A 15,850-nucleotide genomic window follows, 5' to 3' on the forward strand; every position below is an offset into this window, starting at 1 on the left:
CCCAGGGACCGGGACCGCCGTAGGGCGGGGTGCGGTACTCGTCGGGCTCGTGCAGCGGCTGCCCGGACGGCCGGGGGCTCGGAACCGCCTGGTCCGGGGCGGCCGGAGACGGCTCCCGTACCTCGGCGACCTCAGCAGGGGCCGAAGCGGAGTCAGGCGCGACCGGAGCCGGGACGGGAGCCTGGTCCGGAGCGGCGGGCTCCTCCGGGGTCGGGGCGCCCGCCGGGGCCGGGCCGTTGGTCGGCTCCGGGTGGGCGGCGCGCCTCGCCGTGGGGCGGCTCCACCACTTCGCCTGCGGCCCGGTGGGCTTCCCGTCGTCCATGCTCTCCCCGCAACTGGCCTCTGTCGTACGCCCCCCAGAGGCGTCCCTCACCGGAATTCAACCAGGTTTGCGAAACCCTGCGCAGGGTCCCGTCAGGGCCGGGGGGAAAGCGGGCTCGCCAGATCGTTGGCGGGCGAGCCCGGGGCCGGCCCCGAGGGCAGCGAGGAGGGAACCGTCTTCGGCTCCGCACCGCTGCCGAGCGCCGCCGCCAGCAGCGGGGCGCCGGAGGCCGCCGGGCGTATCAGAGGCGGCACGGACACGTTCAGCACGGGGAGCATGAACGGGCGCCCGCCCGAGGCCGAAGCGCCGAACAGCGGCGGAGCGGTCGGCGGTCCCTGCCGGTTCACCGGAGGGGTGACGGCCGGAACCACCGGGGTCGTCCCGCCGAGCGACGGAGGCACCGCGTTCGTCCGGGTCTCGGCGCTGCCGGAGCCCGGCCGCTCGGGCGCCCGGCCCTCGCCGGTCACCGAGAGGGCTCCGCCGCCCCGGCGGCTGACCGCCTGGGTGCCGTTCTCCGCGCGGGTCTCGGCGTCGAGCGGGGTGACGTTGTTCCCGGCGCCCTCCGCGCGCAGGGAGGACTCGGGACCGGATTCCAGCGGCAGGGCGCCGCCCAGCGCGATGGCAGCGAGGGAGACGGCGCTGGCCGCGGCGAACGCGAAACGCCGCCCGCGCCAGGGCGAGCGGTCCGCGTCCCGGCCCACCTCGTGTATGCGGAAGGCCGAACCGGAAGCGGCCCCGCCGCGCAGCACGGCGGTGGAGCCGTGGGTGGCGGGGAGGTATCCGAAGCCGTCCAGCGGGGAGGGCTTGGTGTCGGCGCGGGTGCCGGCGCCGGAGGGTCGCAGCCCGGGGAAGAACTCGTCGGTGAAGGGCCCCCGGCCGCCGAACGGTCCGCCGGAGCCGGTGTCGTCGCCGCCGGGACCCCCGGGAAGGCCCTGCAGGCGGGCCAGGAACCCCTCGGAGGGCGAGGGTGAGACGGACATGGCGAAGGCGCTCTTCAGGCGGCGCTGGGCGTCGGCCTCGGCCTTGCACTTGGCGCAGGTCGCCAGGTGGGCCAGGACCCGCTCACGGGCGTCGTGTTTCAGCTCGCCGTCGACCAGCGCGGCGAGCCGGTCCCCCAGGTGCGCTTCGGCAGGGGTGGGACCGGTCGGACCTGTGCCACTCACGCCGTTCCGCCCTCCCCCGCCAGGACCGCGTCCGCCAGGGAGCGCTGCTCGGCGCGGGCCTCGGGCGAACGGTGCTTGAGCGCCTTGCGCAGGTGCGAGCGGCCGCGGTGGATGCGGCTGCGCACGGTGCCGAGCTTCACCCCGAGGGTCGCGGCGATCTCCTCGTAGCTGAGGCCCTCGATGTCGCAGAGGACCACGGCCGCACGGAATTCGGGCGCGAGGGTGTCCAGCGCCTGCTGCACGTCGGCGTCGAAGTGGGTGTCGTTGAAGATCTGCTGCGGGGAGGGCTCACGGCTGGGCAGCCGCTCGGCCGCGTCGTCGCCGAGCGAGTCGAAGCGGATGCGCTGCTTGCGCCGGACCATGTCCAGGAAGAGGTTGGTCGTGATGCGGTGCAGCCAGCCCTCGAAGGTGCCCGGCGTATACGTCGACAGCGAGCGGAACACCCGGACGAAGACCTCCTGGGTCAGGTCCTCGGCGTCGTGCTGGTTTCCCGTCAGCCGGTAGGCAAGGCGGTACACGCGACCGCTGTGCGTGCTGACGATCTCTTCCCATGAGGGCGGGGTCCACGCCTGAGAATCCGCATCAGAGGCGAAGGTCGCGGTCGGTGCGGAGTCTTCGGAAGAACGGTCAGCAATGTTGGTCACGGATTTCGGCTCACCGGCCGACCTGAGCAGGCGCCTCAGCACCCCTCCCCGGTCCACAGGCGCAGCCGCACCTCCCCTATCGGCTCTGGTGGTGTCCAGTGGAGCCCCTACCATAGCCACCTCGCCCGTTAGCTCCGGATAAGCCTTTTTCCCTGTTGGGGCCGGGCGTCGCCCGGGTCTTTCAGCCGGCTCACCGGTCCGATCCGCGGACCCGGTCGCTGCGCTTTCCCCACTCCTTGCACAACGCCCGGTCCCATCTGCGGGTTCCCGGGTCCAGCGGATACAGTCACCGTTGCGCCAACTACGGGGACAGGAGAGCGTCATTACCGCCAACCGGCAGACGAGCTGGGCGTTCGCCGACGCCTTTGTCGCCGAGGACGAAGCACTGCACGTGGCCCGGGACCGGGCTCGCGAGCTGGGGCTTCGCCCGGTGTCACCGGGCACCGGCGCCGCGCTGCGCCTGCTGGCCGCCGCCGCGGACGCCAAAGCGGTGGCGGAAATCGGTACGGGCACGGGCGTGTCCGGCATCTATCTCCTGCACGGAATGCGGCCGGACGGGGTCCTGACCACGGTGGACCCCGAGCCCGAGCGTCAGCAGTTCGCCCGGGAGGCGTTCCGCGCGGCGGGTTTCGCCACCAACCGGGCCCGGTTCATCCCCGGCCGCGCCCTGGACGTCCTGCCCCGGCTCGCGGACGGCGGATACGACCTCGTCTTCTGCGACGGGGACCGGCTGGAGAGCCTCGATGTGCTCGCTGAATCGTTGCGCCTGCTGCGTCCGGGCGGTCTGGTCTGCTTCGAGGGCGTCTTCGCGGACGGCCGCACGGTCGACTCCGCCGCCCAGCCGGCCGAGGTGCTGCGGCTGCGGGAGCTGCTGCGCGCGGTGCGCGAGAGCCAGGAGCTGATGTCGACCCTGCTGCCGGTCGGCGACGGACTGCTCTGCGCGGTCCGGCGCGGCTGAGCGGCGCGGAACCCCGGGGGCCACGGGCGAGCGGACGCACGACTGCCCGGCACGGAGACCGTGCCGGGCAGTCGTGAAGGTGATGGGCGTTCCGCGTCAGCCGACGACCTTCTTCAGCGCGTCGCCGAGGGCATCGGCCTCGTCCGGAGTCAGCTCGACAACAAGCCGACCGCCGCCTTCGAGCGGAACGCGCATGACGATGCCCCGCCCCTCCTTTGTCACCTCGAGCGGGCCGTCGCCCGTCCGCGGCTTCATGGCCGCCATGCTCGTTCCCCTTCCTGAAACCAGCTCATCGCAACCGGCGGCCCCATGACAGGCGCTGCCTCACCGGCATCGAACACATTGCTTCTTCGCCATTATCCCGCATCAACGACCCCGATGACCAACATCGGTCTGCATCGCTTGCGCAACGCGCTTTCCCAAAACCACCCAATTCGGCGATCCGGCTGCGATACTGCGCCGCCCCGGACCCCCAGGTGAGGGCCAATCGTTAGACGCAGGTCACATCTCTGCCCCGGCCGGCGTCGGCCATGCTTGCCTGCAAGGAGCAACGATGCCCGAGCAGCGAGGGGAAACCGGAATGGCCGACGAGCAGGCGAACACCGTTCTGTACGACGTGAGCGAGGGGCTCGCGACGATCACGCTCAACCGACCCGACGCGATGAACGCGCTGAGCACGGCGGCGAAGGTCGCGCTGCGGGACGCGCTGCTGGAGGCGTCGGCGGACCCGGAGGTCCGGGCGGTGCTGCTCACGGCCACCGGGCGCGCCTTCTGCGTCGGCCAGGATCTCAAGGAGCACATCGCCACGCTCGCGGCGACCCGCGATGCGGGCGGTGGCAACGCGCTGAGCACGGTGCGGGAGCACTACAACCCGATCGTGCGGGCGATCACGGAGATGGCGAAGCCGGTCGTGGCCGGGGTGAACGGCGTCGCGGCCGGGGCAGGGTTCGGTTTCGCGCTCGCGGCCGACTACCGGGTGGTCGCGGACACCGCCTCCTTCAACACCTCGTTCGCGGGCGTCGCCCTCACCGCCGACTCGGGCGTGTCCTGGACCCTGCCCCGGCTGATCGGGCAGAGCCGCGCAGCCGATCTGCTGTTCTTCCCGCGGTCGATCTCCGCGCAGGATGCGCTGGAGCTGGGGATCGTCAATCGGGTCGTCCCGGCGGCCGAGCTCGCCGAGCAGGCGGCGGCGGTGGCCCGCACCCTGGCCGCCGGGCCCACGGTGGCGTACGCGGCGCTGAAGGAGTCGATGGCGTACGGCGCCGGGCACACGCTCGCCGAGACGCTGGAGAAGGAGGACGAACTCCAGACCCGGGCGGGCGCGTCGCAGGACCACACCATCGCGGTGGAGGCGTTCCTCGCCAAGGAGAAGCCGGTCTACCTCGGGAAGTAGCCGTCAGGAGCAGCCGTTCAGCGGGGCGCACCGCCGCCGCGCGCCACGCAGTCCGCGAGATGGTCGTCGACCAGTCCGCAGGCCTGCATCAGCGCGTAGGCGGTGGTGGGGCCGACGAAGCGGATCGAGCGCTTCTTCAGCGCCTTGGCGAGCGCGGTGGACTCCGGCGTGAGGGCCGGGACGTCCGACAGCGTGCGCGGGGCGGGCCGGCCGGCCGGGTCGGGGGCGTAGGACCAGATCAGCTCGTCCAGCTCCCCGGCCGGCCAGCCGGCGAGCACCTTCGCGTTGGCGAGGGTCGCGTCGACCTTGGCCTTGTTGCGGATGATCCCCGGGTCGGCCAGGAGCCGTTCCCGGTCGGTGTCGGTGAACTTCGCGACCGACTCGATGCGGAATCCCTCGAAGGCGGTACGGAAGGTCTCGCGGCGGCGCAGGATCGTCAGCCAGGAGAGCCCGGACTGGAAGGCCTCCAGGCAGAGCCGTTCGAACAGGGCGTCGTCCCCGTGGACCGGCCGGCCCCACTCGGTGTCGTGGTAGGCGAGGTAGTCCTCGGTGGACAGGCCCCAGGGGCAGCGCGGCCTGCCGTCGGGGGCGGCCACGGCTCCGCCGCTCATCGGCCGTCCTCCTCGGTGCGGTCCGGGCCGTCCGCGCGCTCGGCCGGCTCCGGCGCGGGCCGGTCGCCGGGCTCCTTGAACAGGTCGGTCCCCGTCGTCACCGCGGCCGCCCGGTCCCCGGCCAGGGTGGATTCCAGCTCCGCGATCCGGGCGTCGCGCTCGGCCAGCTCGGCGCCGAGCCGGGACAGCGCCTCGTCGACGTCCACCATCCGGTAGCCGCGCAGGGCCATGGGCAGGCGCAGCGCCTCGATGTCCGCCCGGCCGACGGGGCGGGCGGCGGGCAGCGGGTCGGTGAACCGCTCGGGCGGTACGTCCTGGAGCACCGCGCTCCCACCGCCTCCGACCACCGCGAGGGTGACCGCGGTGACGACCACGACCATCGTGAGCAGCAAGAACCAGAACACGCGCATCTCCCCGGGGGCGGAAACCTCGTCCGGCACCGATCGTGCCATGCGGCACCGACAAAAGCCGGGGCCGGCCACGAAAGGCCGTAGGGTCGGCAGGCGGGTCGTAGGCGGCTATCGGAGGAGGAAACACGGGATGCGCAGCGGGGCACTCAGGCTGGGGCGGCGGGAATTCGGTCCGCACGAGCCGGTGATCATGGCGATCGTGAACCGGACCCCGGACTCCTTCTACGACCAGGGCGCCACGTTCCGGGACGAGCCGGCGCTCGCCCGGGTCGAGCAGGCGGTGGCCGAGGGCGCGGCGATCATCGACATCGGCGGGGTGAAGGCGGGCCCCGGCGAGGAGGTGACCGCCGAGGAGGAAGCGCGCCGCACGGTCGGGTTCGTCGCCGAGGTCCGCCGCCGCCACCCGGACGTGGTGATCAGCGTGGACACCTGGCGGCACGATGTGGGCGAGGCGGTCTGCGAGGCCGGGGCGGATGTACTGAACGACGCATGGGGCGGGGTGGACCCGAAGCTGGCGGAGGTCGCCGCGCGGTACGGGGCGGGGCTGGTGTGCACGCACGCGGGCGGCGCGGAGCCGCGGACACGGCCGCACCGGATCGCGTACGACGACGTCATGGCGGACATCCTGCGGGTGACGGTGGGGCTTGCGGAGCGGGCCGTGGAGCTCGGGGTGCGGGAGGACGGGATCATGATCGATCCGGGGCACGACTTCGGGAAGAACACCCGGCATTCGCTGGAGGCGACGCGGCGTCTCCAGGAGATGGCGGAGACCGGGTGGCCGGTGCTGGTGTCCCTGTCCAACAAGGACTTCGTGGGCGAGACGCTGGACCGACCGGTCAAGGAGCGGGTCATCGGGACGCTGGCGACGACGGCGGTGTCCGCGTGGCTGGGGGCGCGGGTGTACCGGGTGCATGAGGTGGCGGAGACGCGGCAGGTTCTGGACATGGTGGCGTCCATCGCCGGGCATCGGGCGCCGGCGGTCGCGCGGCGGGGGCTGGCGTAGGCCTGCCGCCTGCCTGCCCCGGCGGGCGGGGCCCGGGGCGCTGCCCCTGGGCCCCGCTCCTCAAGCGCCGGAGGGGCTGAAAGACGTCCTCGAACGCCGGACGGGCTTGATTTCGCCCGGCTCGGCTGGAAAAGGTCCGAACCTGCCGTGAAGCTCCCGTACGAGAACGGGCTTACCGCCCGACCTCCTTCGTGACCAGCATCACCGCTTCCTCCACGTCGTCCGTCACGTGGAACAGCAGCAGGTCCTTCTCCGAGGCCTTGCCCTGGGCCACCACCGTGTCGCGGAGCCAGTCGATCAGGCCGCCCCAGTACGCCGTGCCGAACAGGACGATCGGGAAGCGGGTGACCTTGCCGGTCTGGACGAGGGTCAGGGCCTCGAAGAGTTCGTCGAGGGTGCCGAGGCCGCCGGGCAGGACCACGAAGCCCTGGGCGTACTTCACGAACATCGTCTTGCGGACGAAGAAGTAGCGGAAGTTGACGCCGATGTCGACGTGCGGGTTGAGTCCCGACTCGAAGGGCAGCTCGATGCCGAGGCCGACCGAGACCCCCTTGGCCTCCCGGGCGCCCTTGTTGGCCGCCTCCATCGCGCCCGGGCCCCCGCCGGTGATCACCGCGAAGCCCGCGTCGACCAGGGCCTTGCCGATCGCCACCCCGGCCTCGTACTCCGGCGATCCGGCGGGGGTGCGGGCCGAGCCGAAGACGCTGATCGCGCTCGGCAGTTCGGCGAGCGCGCCGAAGCCCTCGACGAACTCCGACTGGATGCGCATCACCCGCCAGGGGTCGGTGTGCACCCACTCGGAGTCGCCCTCGGAGTCCAGCAGCCGCTGATCGGTCGTACCGGGCTGGACCTGCTCCCTGCGGCGCAGGACCGGGCCCAGCCACTGTTCCTCGGGGCTGACCGCGCCCTCGGGAACCTCCGCACCCTCGGGGATCCGCGCGTCTTCGGCGTTGCCCATGTTCCGCTCCCTCCACCGACCTGCTTCGTGCTGGGTCGTACGTGTCGTGCTGCGTGCGGCCAGCGTAGATCGGCGGAGGTTACGGAGGGGGGAATGTCGTGCGTCGACCGGTCAGCGGGTCAGTCGGTCAGCCAGGAGCGGAGGCGCTCCTCGCAGTGGGTGATCTTGTCGACGGCCACGTGCTCGTCGCGCTTGTGGGCGTACATCGGGTCGCCGGGTCCGTAGTTCACCGCGGGGACGCCGAGCGCGCCGAAGCGGGAGACGTCGGTCCAGCCGAACTTGGGCCGGGCCGTGCCGCCGACGGCGGTCATGAAGGCCTGGGCTGCGGGGTGGGAGAGGCCGGGCATGGCGGCGCCGGAGTGGTCGTCGACGACGATCTCGGCCACGCCGCAGTCGGCGAAGACCTCGCGGACATGCGCGACGGCCTCCTCCTCGGTGCGGTCGGGGGCGTAGCGGTAGTTGACGACGACGGTGCAGGCGTCCGGGATCACGTTGGTGGCGACGCCGCCCTCGATGCCGACCGCGTTGAGGCCCTCGTGGTATTCGAGGCCGTCGATGACGGGGCGGCGGGGCTCGTACGCGGCGAGGGCGGCCAGGATCGGGGCGGCGGCGTGGATCGCGTTGGACCCCATCCAGCTGCGCGCCGAGTGGGCCCGCTCCCCCGTCATGCGCAGGTGGACCCGCAGGGTGCCCTGGCAGCCGCCCTCGACCTCGCCGTCGGAGGGCTCCAGCAGCACGGCGAAGTCTCCGGCGAGCCACTCGGGGTGCGCGTCGGCGATGTGGCCCAGGCCGTTGAGGTGGGCGGCGACCTCTTCGTTGTCGTAGAAGATGAAGGTCAGGTCGCGGTTGGGCTCGGGGACCGTCGCGGCGATCCGGAGCTGGACGGCGACGCCGGACTTCATGTCGGAGGTCCCGCAGCCCCAGAGGACGCCGTTCCCGTCGAGGCGGGAGGGGACGTTGTCGGCGATCGGCACGGTGTCGATGTGCCCGGCGAGGACGACGCGCTCGGCGCGGCCCAGGTTCGTGCGGGCGACGACGTTGTTGCCGTACCGGTCGACGGTGAGGTGCGGCAGCGCGCGCAGGGCCGATTCGATCGCGTCGGCGAGGGCCTTCTCCTCCCCGCTGACCGAGGGGAAGTCGACGAGCCGGGCGGTGAGCGCCGGTCCGTCCAGGGTGAGGTCAAGGGCGGGGTCAAGGGTGCTGTCGGCCATGGACCCGACCCTAAGCGACAGGGGTATCCGCCCCGCCCGGGGCCTCCAGTACGGTGGGCCCGTGTCCAGGACAGCCAGCCCTCGCCGACGACGCCTCTTCCGCTACGGGGCCGCCTTCGCCGTGCTCGCGGCGCTCGGCGGCTATCTGGCCGTGCAGTACGACTCCTCCGGTTCGAAGAACCCGCCGCGCTGTGTCGTGGAGGCGAAGGACGGGGACGAGGGCGAGACCCAGCGGTACGAGATGAGCCTGGCCCAGGCCGTCAACGCGGCGACGATCTCCGCGGTGGGCACCACCCGGCGGATGCCCGAGCGGGCGGTGACGATCGCGCTGGCGACCGCGCTCCAGGAGTCCACGCTCCGCAACATCGACTACGGGGACCGGGACTCACTGGGACTGTTCCAGCAGCGGCCCTCGCAGGGCTGGGGCACGCCCGCGCAGATCATGGACCCGGTCTACTCGTCCGGGGAGTTCTACGACCATCTCGCCGAGGTCCCGGGCTACTCGCGGCTGCCGCTGACCGTGGCCGCGCAGCGCGTGCAGCGCAGCGGGTTCCCGCAGGCGTACGCGAAGCACGAGCCGGACGCCGCGCTGCTCGCGGCCGCGCTGACCGGGCGCCGGCCGGCCGCGCTGAACTGCACCCCGTCCACCGCCACGGCCGAGGGCCCGGGGGATGCCGGGCAGGTGCGGGCCGAGCTGGTGCGGGCCTTCGGCAAGGACGTGCTGCCCGCCGCGAAGGCCGCGGGCTCGGCCGCCGCCTCGACCGTCTCGGTGCCCGTCCCGGCGACCTCGGCGCGGGCCGAGGACCAGGGGTCGCCGCGGCGCGGCTGGGAGCTGGCGCACTGGGCCGTGGCGCAGTCCGAGGCGCTGCGGATCGAGCGCGTGAGCTATGCGGACCGGGTCTGGGACGCCGGGACGGGCTGGCGGACGGAAGACGCGAAGGGCAAGGAAACGGACACGGCCGCGGTCAGGATCCAGGTCGCTCAGTAGTACGCCCCGTCACTCGTACGGACCATGGGGGCAGAGCCCCCGGACTCTTTCCGCGCGGCTTCTCGCGCCCTTACCCCTCCGCTCCGATTCCCTTGCGCGCCAAGGGAAGTGACGGTTCATCGGGTCCCGGCGGTATGGATTGTTTGCCCGGGTTCTTCCGCTGCGGATAATCGGACGCATTACTCAGTCTTTACCTTTGCCCGCCGCAACCTTCCCCTCCCCCGAAGCGGTTGTCAGTGCGTCCGATCACCGGACAGACAGATTCGTGCACAACCCGCTGAAGGAGCATCATGTCCCTCCCCCTGACCCGTCGGATCGCTCGTGCCGCGCTGCTGATCGCCGCTGGCGCGACCCCCGTGGTCGGTGCGGCCGGTGCCGCGAGCGCCGCAGATCTCCCGGCGGCCCCGGAGCTGGGCGGCCTGACCGCACTGGACGGCGCGAACGTCGGCAACACCCTGGACAGCGCCGCCCGGCAGGGCACCCAGGCCGCCGGGGAGACCGGCGGCAGGCTCGTCGGCACCGCGCTCCCGGCGGCGGGCGAGACCGTCGGCACGTCCGCCAAGGTCGCCGTCCCGGCCGCGCAGGAGACCGCAGGCCAGGCCGCGGGCAACGCGGGCGAGGCCGTCGGCGGGGTGACCGAAGCCGCCGGTGGCGGTCTGCCGACCGACGGCCTCGGCGGCGGGCTGCCCACCGACGCCGTCACCCAGGGCGGCCTGCCCACCGACGGCCTGCCGCTGAACGGCCTGCCGATCGGCTGATCCCCCACGCACATGCCGGAGGGCCTGAGGAGTGCGCACTCCTCAGGCCCTCCCGCGTTGACCGCGCCCCGCGTATCCAGCCCCTCCGGCGTATCCGGGTCAGGACAGGCGCTTGACCGCCGCCGCCACCCGCTCGTCCGTCGCGGTGAACGCCACCCGCACGAAGCTCGCGCCCGCCGGACCGTAGAAGTCGCCGGGCGCGACCAGGATGCCCCGCTCCGCGAGGTACGCCACGGTGTCCCAGCACGGTTCGTCGCGGGTCGCCCACAGGTAGAGGCTCGCCTCGCTGTGCTCGATGCGGAAGCCGTGCGCCTCCAGGGCCGCACGGAGGGCGAGGCGCCGGTCGGCGTACCGGGCGCGCTGCTCGGAGACGTGCACGTCGTCGCCGAGGGCGGCGACGGTGGCGGCCTGGACGGGGGCGGCCGTCATCATCCCGCCGTGCTTGCGGATCAGCAGCAGCTCACCGAGGACGGCCGCGTCGCCCGCGATGAACGCGGCCCGGTATCCGGCCAGGTTGGAGCGCTTGGAGAGGGAGTGGACCGCCACGATGCCGTCGTAGTGGCCGCCGCAGACGTCCGGGTGGAGCACCGAGACCGGTTCGGCGTCCCAGCCCAGCTCCAGGTAGCACTCGTCGCTGAAGACGAGGACACCGTGCTCGCGCGCCCAGGCGACGATCCGGGTCAACTCGTCCTTGGCCAGCACCTTGCCGGTGGGGTTGGACGGCGAGTTGAGCCAGAGCAGCTTCAGCCCCGTCGGGTCCAGCTCGGTCGGGTCGTCGTAGACGACGGGCTCCGCGCCGCAGAGCCGGGCGCCGACCTCGTACGTCGGGTACGCGAGCCGGGGGTAGGCCACCTTGTCGCCCGTACCGAGCCCGAGCTGCGTGGGCAGCCAGGCCACCAGCTCCTTGGAGCCGACGACCGGCAGCACGTTGGCGTGGGTGACGCCGACCGCGCCGAGGCGGCGCTCCACCCAGCCGGTGAGCGCGTCCCGCAGCGCCTCGGTGCCCCACACCGTCGGATAGCCGGGGCTGTCCGCGGCGGCGACCAGCGCCCGCTGGATCAGCTCGGGGACCGGGTCGACCGGGGTGCCGACCGACAGGTCCACGATGCCGTCCGGGTGGGCCTGGGCCGTCGACTTGTAGGGCGCGAGCTTGTCCCAGGGGAAGACCGGGAGGCGGGAGGAGACTGCGGACACGGGGCTCTGCTTTCTCGGGGTGTTCGGGTACGGCGGCACGGGAAACGGCTCGGTCCCGCACGGGGACGAGCCGTACGGGACCGGGCTGCGCGCGTGGTGCCGCCGCTTACTGGTTCTGCGGCGGCAGTCCGGCGACGAACGCGTGGTCGCGCTCGATGAGACCGAGCTTGGAAGCACCGCCCGGCGAGCCGAGGTCGTCGAAGAACTCGACGTTCGCCTTGTAGTAGTCCTTCCACTCCTCCGGAGTGTCGTCCTCGTAGAAGATGGCCTCGACCGGGCACACCGGCTCACAGGCTCCACAGTCGACGCACTCGTCCGGGTGGATGTACAAGGACCGCTGGCCCTCGTAGATGCAGTCGACGGGGCACTCTTCGATGCAGGCCTTGTCCTTCACGTCGACACAAGGCTGCGCGATGACGTAGGTCACGCTGTCGTTCCTCCTCGGTAGGGCGTTGGCTCTCGCGCGGGAGCGCGGCGTCGTCGATGCCCGCCCCTAGTATCTCCGTTCTCGGGCACGATCCGAACAGGAGGGGCGGACAGAGCTGTGGAATTCACCATCGGCGGACGGCTGGAAGTCCGCATCACACCCGCTGACGTGGGCAAACGTGTGTCCGTACGGCGCCGGACGGACAGCGGCGGCACGGGCGTGGAGTTCACCGACGTGGTCGGCGTGCTCACATCATGGAACGACGGTGTGGTGTCGATCACACGAAAGAGCGGAGAATCCGTCCACATCGTGGAATCCTCCCTGGTCGCGGGCAAGGTCGTGCCCGCCGCCCCGGCCCGGCGCCGGGGCCCCGCCGCCTCCTTCGAGGAGCTGGCGGCCGTCACCGCGCGCGCCTGGCAGCCGGTGGAGAGCGAGGCGCTGGGCGACTGGCGGCTGCGCGCGGCCGGGGGCTTCACCCGGCGCGCCAACTCCGTCCTGCCGCTCGGCGATCCGGGTCTGCCGCTCGGCGAGGCGTTCGGGCGCGTCCGCCGCTGGTACGAGGAGCGGGGCCTGCCCGCGTACGTCCAGACGGCGACCGGGGCCGAGGGCGCGCAGGAGCTCCTGTGCGCGGAGCTGGAGCGGCACGGCTGGCGGCGCGAGGTCTCGGCGGAGGTGCGGATCGCCGCGCTGGCGCCGGTCGGGGACCGGGCGGCGGAGGTGTCCGCGGTCCGGCTGACCCGGGAGCCGGACGCGGCCTGGCTCGCCCGCTACCAGCGCTTCTCCACGCCCGGTCCGCATGTGCTGCGGGTGCTGGACAGCGGCCCTTCGGTCTGGTTCGCCACGGCGCCGGGCAGCGGCGACGCGCCGGACGCGATCGGGCGGTGTGTCGTGGACGGCCGGTGGGCCGGGTTCATGGCCGTCGAGGTCGCACCTGAGCAGCGGCGGCGCGGGCTGGCCACGACGGTGATGACCGCGCTGGCCCGGCGCGCGCTGGACGAGGGCGCTTCGGCGGCCTGGCTCCAGGTCGAGGAGGACAACGAGGGGGCGCGGGCCCTGTACGACGGCATGGGCTTCACGGGCCATCACCGGTACCACCACTACCGCTCGGCGTGAGGGGCCGCGCGGCGGACGTCGAGGGCCGGGACCGGGGCGGGGACAGGACGAGCAGGGGCGTGGGTCGGATATGAGCGGGCTGGATTCCGGGGCGGCCGAGCGGCGGCGGCAGTTCGCCGAGGAGGCCAGGTCCGAGCGGCCGGACCTCGCCCTCCTGTGCCTGCTGCTGGGCGCGGAGGCCGGACCGGTGGGGCCGGCCGAGGTCCGGACGGTGACTCCGGGGGAGACCGTCCCCGACCCGTACGGCATCGACGCCGCGCAGATCGAGCTGGACCGGCTGGCGGGGCTGCTGCCCCACGGCTCCCGCTCCCCCGCCGGCTGGGCCTCCGCACTGGCCGAACTGCTGGGCGAGCGCTGCGGATTCGGCGGCTCGTCGGCCGACTACCAGCGGCTGGACTCCTCGCTCCTCCAGCAGGTGCTGCGCCGCCGCCGGGGCCTGCCGATCCTGCTCTCGGTCGTCTGGATCGAGGTCGCGAGGAGGGCGGGCGCACCGGTGTACGGGGTGGCGCTGCCCGGGCACTTCGTGGTCGGCTTCGGCGACCGGGAACACCCGGTGCTGGCCGACCCCTTCGCCGGGGGCGCGCCGCTGACCGGCCAGGACGCGGAGCTGCTGGTCACGGGGGCGACCGGGGCGGCGCTGGAGCCGTCGATGATGGTGCCCGCCCGCCCGCTGGAGATCGTGCTGCGGATCCTGAACAACATCCGGGCGTGGGCGGCGGCCCGGCCCGAGCGCACGGACGTGGCCCTGTGGGCGGTGGAGCTGTCGCTGCTCCTGCCCTCGCATCCGGCCAGGCTCCGCTACGAGCACGCCCAGCTCCTCGTCCAGCGCGGTGAATTCCTGCGCGGGGCGGCGGAGATGGAGGAATATGCGGAGATCCTCGCCGAGATCGAGCCGACGACGGCCGAGAACATCCGGCGCAAGGCTCAGGCGGCGCGCGCCCTGCTGAACTGAACCCGGCCCTCCGGCAAAGAAATCCACGGATCGGCAAATCCAGGGATGCGCCGATCCACGGAAATCCGCCTGGCGTCACTCGTGCAACCGCCCCGGCGGTGGCGAGACGGATGGGTCTGTGAGCGATGTGCGCTCCCGGTTTACATCCGAACGCCCCCTTCCGCGCCCAACGGTCGCGTTATTCGGCCCGTTCGTCGGCGTACACGAATGTCCATGCGCTCAACTGGAAACCCGTAACGGGGCGCGCACGTTCCATCGCATTCCGCGTTGGGCGGCCGGGAGAGAAGAGCTGAGGGCAGATTGATGACAACCGTGCTGCTGGTCCACACCGTGCCGTTGTGGCGCGCATCGCTGGCATCGCTCCTCGGCACGGGGCAGGGCATAGAGGTCCGCACCGCCGAACGCGGCGCGATACGCGCCGCGCTGAGCGGTGCGGGCCCCGACGTGCTGCTCACCGACCTCGACTGTCCGGGTGCACGGGACGTACTCGACGAGGTGAAGGCGGTCACCGCACCGCATGGAGGAACGTATCCTCTCGCCGTGCTCACCCGCAGCGACCAGCCGCGCGGCCTGCGGCGGGCGTACGAGGCGGGGGCGCTCGGCTACATCGACAAGTACCGCCCGGTGGACGACCTGTCCGAGGTGATGCACAAATTGGCGGACGGTGGACGGCATATCGACGAGTCGCTGGCCTTCAGCCTCCTGCAGGTGGCCGACATGCCGTTATCGCCACGGGAATTGAGTGTGCTCTCGATGGCCGAGGAGGGGGACAACGTGGCCGGGATAGCCGCGCGGCTGCATCTGACCCCGGGGACCGTTCGCAACTATCTGGCCGCCGCCATCCGGAAGTCCGGGGCGCGGAATCGGCTGGACGCGATCAGACGGGCGAAGGAGGCGGGGTGGATCTGATGACGGCGCGCTCCTCGTCACGCGGCCGCTCTTCCGTCGGCGCTTCCGGCTCGCCCTCCGCCTCTTCCTCCGGTTCCCAGAGGCCGGACAGGTCGCGGTAGAGGGCGCTGGTACGCAGGAGTTCGGCGGGGGTGTCGCACTGGGTGCGCGGGCCGTCCATCACCAGGATCCGGTCGGCGCGGCGGGCCGAGCTGAGCCGGTGGGCTACGACGACCAGCGCACCCGGCAGGGCGGCGAACGCCAGCTCGGCGCGGGTCTCGGCGGCCGGGTCGAGCCGGCTGGTGGCCTCGTCGAGGATCAGCAGCGGCGGGGCGGCGAGGTAGGCCCGGCCGAGGGCGACGAGCTGCCGTTCGCCCTGGGAGAGCCGGTCCGGTTCGACGGCCGCCTCGAGGGAGCCGAGCCGGGTGAGCAGCGTGTCCAGGCCGACCGCGTCCGCCATGGCCGCGATCTCCCGGTCGCGGGCGTCGGGCCGGAGGTAGCGGAGGTTGTCCCGCAGCGATCCGCTGAACACGTAGGCGTGCTGGGGCAGCAGGACGCGTACGGAGGTGGCGTCGGCCGGCCGCGCCGGGCGCCCCCGCCACCGCACCGCTCCTCCGGTGGGCCGCTCGGTGCCGGCGAGGACGGCGGCCAGGGTCGACTTGCCGCTGCCGCTCGGGCCGACGACCGCGAGGTGCTCGCCCGCCCCGACCGTCAGGGAGAGCCGGTCCAGGACGGGGTGGGCGCGGGGCCCGTACGCGAAGGTGACCTCGTGGAGTTCGGCGACCGGGGTGGCCTCGCGGGCAGCACTCCGAGAGGCGGGCGGGGCGGCCTCACGGGCCGGTTCGTCGGCGGGCGGG

18 protein-coding genes and 1 pseudogene are annotated in these 15,850 nt (G+C 72.9%); 8 read left to right on the forward strand and 11 right to left on the reverse strand.

Going from position 1 to position 15,850, the window contains the following annotated elements; translation table 11 throughout:
- The 3 genes and pseudogenes from D3105_RS24530 to sigE form a co-directional block, all read right to left on the reverse strand.
- Positions 1 to 322: pseudogene (locus tag D3105_RS24530) on the reverse strand (protease); the annotation flags it as partial.
- A 92-nt stretch (positions 323 to 414) separates the two neighbouring features.
- Positions 415 to 1,485, reverse strand: coding sequence for an anti-sigma factor family protein (locus tag D3105_RS24535; protein ID WP_118905210.1), 1,071 nt, complete (start codon positions 1,483 to 1,485; stop codon positions 415 to 417).
- Complete coding sequence (gene sigE / locus D3105_RS24540; RefSeq protein WP_176711568.1) at positions 1,482 to 2,243, reverse strand: RNA polymerase sigma factor SigE; 762 nt, start codon at positions 2,241 to 2,243, stop codon at positions 1,482 to 1,484. Before sigE ends, D3105_RS24535 begins: the two co-directional genes overlap by 4 nt.
- Positions 2,244 to 2,421: 178 nt before the next feature.
- Between sigE and D3105_RS24545 the strand changes: the two genes are divergently transcribed.
- Positions 2,422 to 3,087 carry an O-methyltransferase gene (locus tag D3105_RS24545; RefSeq protein WP_118905211.1) on the forward strand — a complete coding sequence of 222 codons (666 nt, stop codon included), beginning with the start codon at positions 2,422 to 2,424 and terminating at the stop codon, positions 3,085 to 3,087.
- 96 nt (positions 3,088 to 3,183) lie between these two features.
- Here the strand turns inward: D3105_RS24545 and D3105_RS24550 are convergent, their stop codons facing one another.
- A complete protein-coding gene (locus D3105_RS24550) occupies positions 3,184 to 3,351 on the reverse strand; it encodes a DUF3117 domain-containing protein (protein ID WP_003966491.1) in 168 nt (55 codons plus the stop codon).
- A 316-nt stretch (positions 3,352 to 3,667) separates the two neighbouring features.
- Between D3105_RS24550 and D3105_RS24555 the strand changes: the two genes are divergently transcribed.
- Positions 3,668 to 4,480, forward strand: a complete 813-nt coding sequence (locus tag D3105_RS24555) for an enoyl-CoA hydratase/isomerase family protein (protein ID WP_118905212.1) — start codon at positions 3,668 to 3,670, stop codon at positions 4,478 to 4,480.
- Positions 4,481 to 4,497: 17 nt separating this feature from the next.
- Here D3105_RS24555 and D3105_RS24560 read toward each other — a convergent pair whose 3' ends face one another.
- Positions 4,498 to 5,091, reverse strand: a complete 594-nt coding sequence (locus D3105_RS24560; protein WP_118905213.1) for a DNA-3-methyladenine glycosylase I — start codon at positions 5,089 to 5,091, stop codon at positions 4,498 to 4,500.
- Entirely contained in the window at positions 5,088 to 5,501 is a 414-nt protein-coding gene (locus D3105_RS24565; protein ID WP_412080957.1) for a cell division protein DivIVA, read from the reverse strand. Before D3105_RS24565 ends, D3105_RS24560 begins: the two co-directional genes overlap by 4 nt.
- 130 nt (positions 5,502 to 5,631) lie before the next feature.
- Here D3105_RS24565 and folP point away from each other — a divergent pair, with 130 nt between their 5' ends.
- Entirely contained in the window at positions 5,632 to 6,504 is an 873-nt protein-coding gene (folP, locus tag D3105_RS24570) for a dihydropteroate synthase (RefSeq protein ID WP_118905215.1), read from the forward strand.
- A gap of 172 nt (positions 6,505 to 6,676) precedes the next feature.
- Here folP and D3105_RS24575 read toward each other — a convergent pair whose 3' ends face one another.
- Both D3105_RS24575 and dapE read right to left on the reverse strand, forming a co-directional pair.
- The gene (locus tag D3105_RS24575) at positions 6,677 to 7,462 is read right to left on the reverse strand and encodes a TIGR00730 family Rossman fold protein (protein ID WP_118905216.1); all 786 of its coding nucleotides are present in this window, start codon (positions 7,460 to 7,462) and stop codon (positions 6,677 to 6,679) included.
- Positions 7,463 to 7,581: 119 nt separating this feature from the next.
- Positions 7,582 to 8,673 carry a succinyl-diaminopimelate desuccinylase gene (dapE, locus tag D3105_RS24580; RefSeq protein WP_118905217.1) on the reverse strand — a complete coding sequence of 364 codons (1,092 nt, stop codon included), beginning with the start codon at positions 8,671 to 8,673 and terminating at the stop codon, positions 7,582 to 7,584.
- Between the two features lie 61 nt (positions 8,674 to 8,734).
- Here dapE and D3105_RS24585 point away from each other — a divergent pair, with 61 nt between their 5' ends.
- Together D3105_RS24585 and D3105_RS24590 are read left to right on the forward strand one after the other, a co-directional pair.
- Complete coding sequence (locus tag D3105_RS24585) at positions 8,735 to 9,661, forward strand: hypothetical protein (protein WP_240647004.1); 927 nt, start codon at positions 8,735 to 8,737, stop codon at positions 9,659 to 9,661.
- Positions 9,662 to 9,951: 290 nt separating this feature from the next.
- Positions 9,952 to 10,419: an ATP-binding protein gene (locus D3105_RS24590; protein ID WP_118905219.1), complete on the forward strand. Its 468-nt coding sequence runs from the start codon at positions 9,952 to 9,954 to the stop codon at positions 10,417 to 10,419.
- A 99-nt stretch (positions 10,420 to 10,518) separates the two neighbouring features.
- On the opposite strand, the gene D3105_RS24595 is transcribed toward D3105_RS24590, so the two are convergent.
- Both D3105_RS24595 and fdxA read right to left on the reverse strand, forming a co-directional pair.
- Positions 10,519 to 11,613, reverse strand: a complete 1,095-nt coding sequence (locus tag D3105_RS24595) for a bifunctional succinyldiaminopimelate transaminase/glutamate-prephenate aminotransferase (protein WP_118905220.1) — start codon at positions 11,611 to 11,613, stop codon at positions 10,519 to 10,521.
- A 106-nt stretch (positions 11,614 to 11,719) separates the two neighbouring features.
- On the reverse strand, positions 11,720 to 12,040 hold the full coding sequence (fdxA, locus tag D3105_RS24600; protein ID WP_003966501.1) for a ferredoxin: 321 nt from the start codon (positions 12,038 to 12,040) through the stop codon (positions 11,720 to 11,722).
- A 117-nt stretch (positions 12,041 to 12,157) separates the two neighbouring features.
- Here fdxA and D3105_RS24605 point away from each other — a divergent pair, with 117 nt between their 5' ends.
- From D3105_RS24605 to D3105_RS24615, 3 genes are all read left to right on the forward strand, one after another.
- On the forward strand, positions 12,158 to 13,153 hold the full coding sequence (locus tag D3105_RS24605) for a GNAT family N-acetyltransferase (RefSeq protein ID WP_118905221.1): 996 nt from the start codon (positions 12,158 to 12,160) through the stop codon (positions 13,151 to 13,153).
- A 70-nt stretch (positions 13,154 to 13,223) separates the two neighbouring features.
- Positions 13,224 to 14,105, forward strand: coding sequence for a transglutaminase-like domain-containing protein (locus D3105_RS24610; RefSeq protein ID WP_118905222.1), 882 nt, complete (start codon positions 13,224 to 13,226; stop codon positions 14,103 to 14,105).
- 303 nt (positions 14,106 to 14,408) lie between these two features.
- On the forward strand, positions 14,409 to 15,014 hold the full coding sequence (locus tag D3105_RS24615; protein ID WP_118905223.1) for a response regulator transcription factor: 606 nt from the start codon (positions 14,409 to 14,411) through the stop codon (positions 15,012 to 15,014).
- Here D3105_RS24615 and D3105_RS24620 read toward each other — a convergent pair.
- A partial coding sequence (locus D3105_RS24620) for an ATP-binding cassette domain-containing protein (protein ID WP_118905224.1) occupies positions 14,983 to 15,850 on the reverse strand: 868 nt, incomplete at its 5' end. The genes D3105_RS24615 and D3105_RS24620 overlap by 32 nt on opposite strands.

Source organism: Streptomyces globisporus, from assembly GCF_003501885.1.
GTDB classification, from domain to species: Bacteria; Actinomycetota; Actinomycetes; order Streptomycetales; family Streptomycetaceae; genus Streptomyces; species Streptomyces globisporus_D.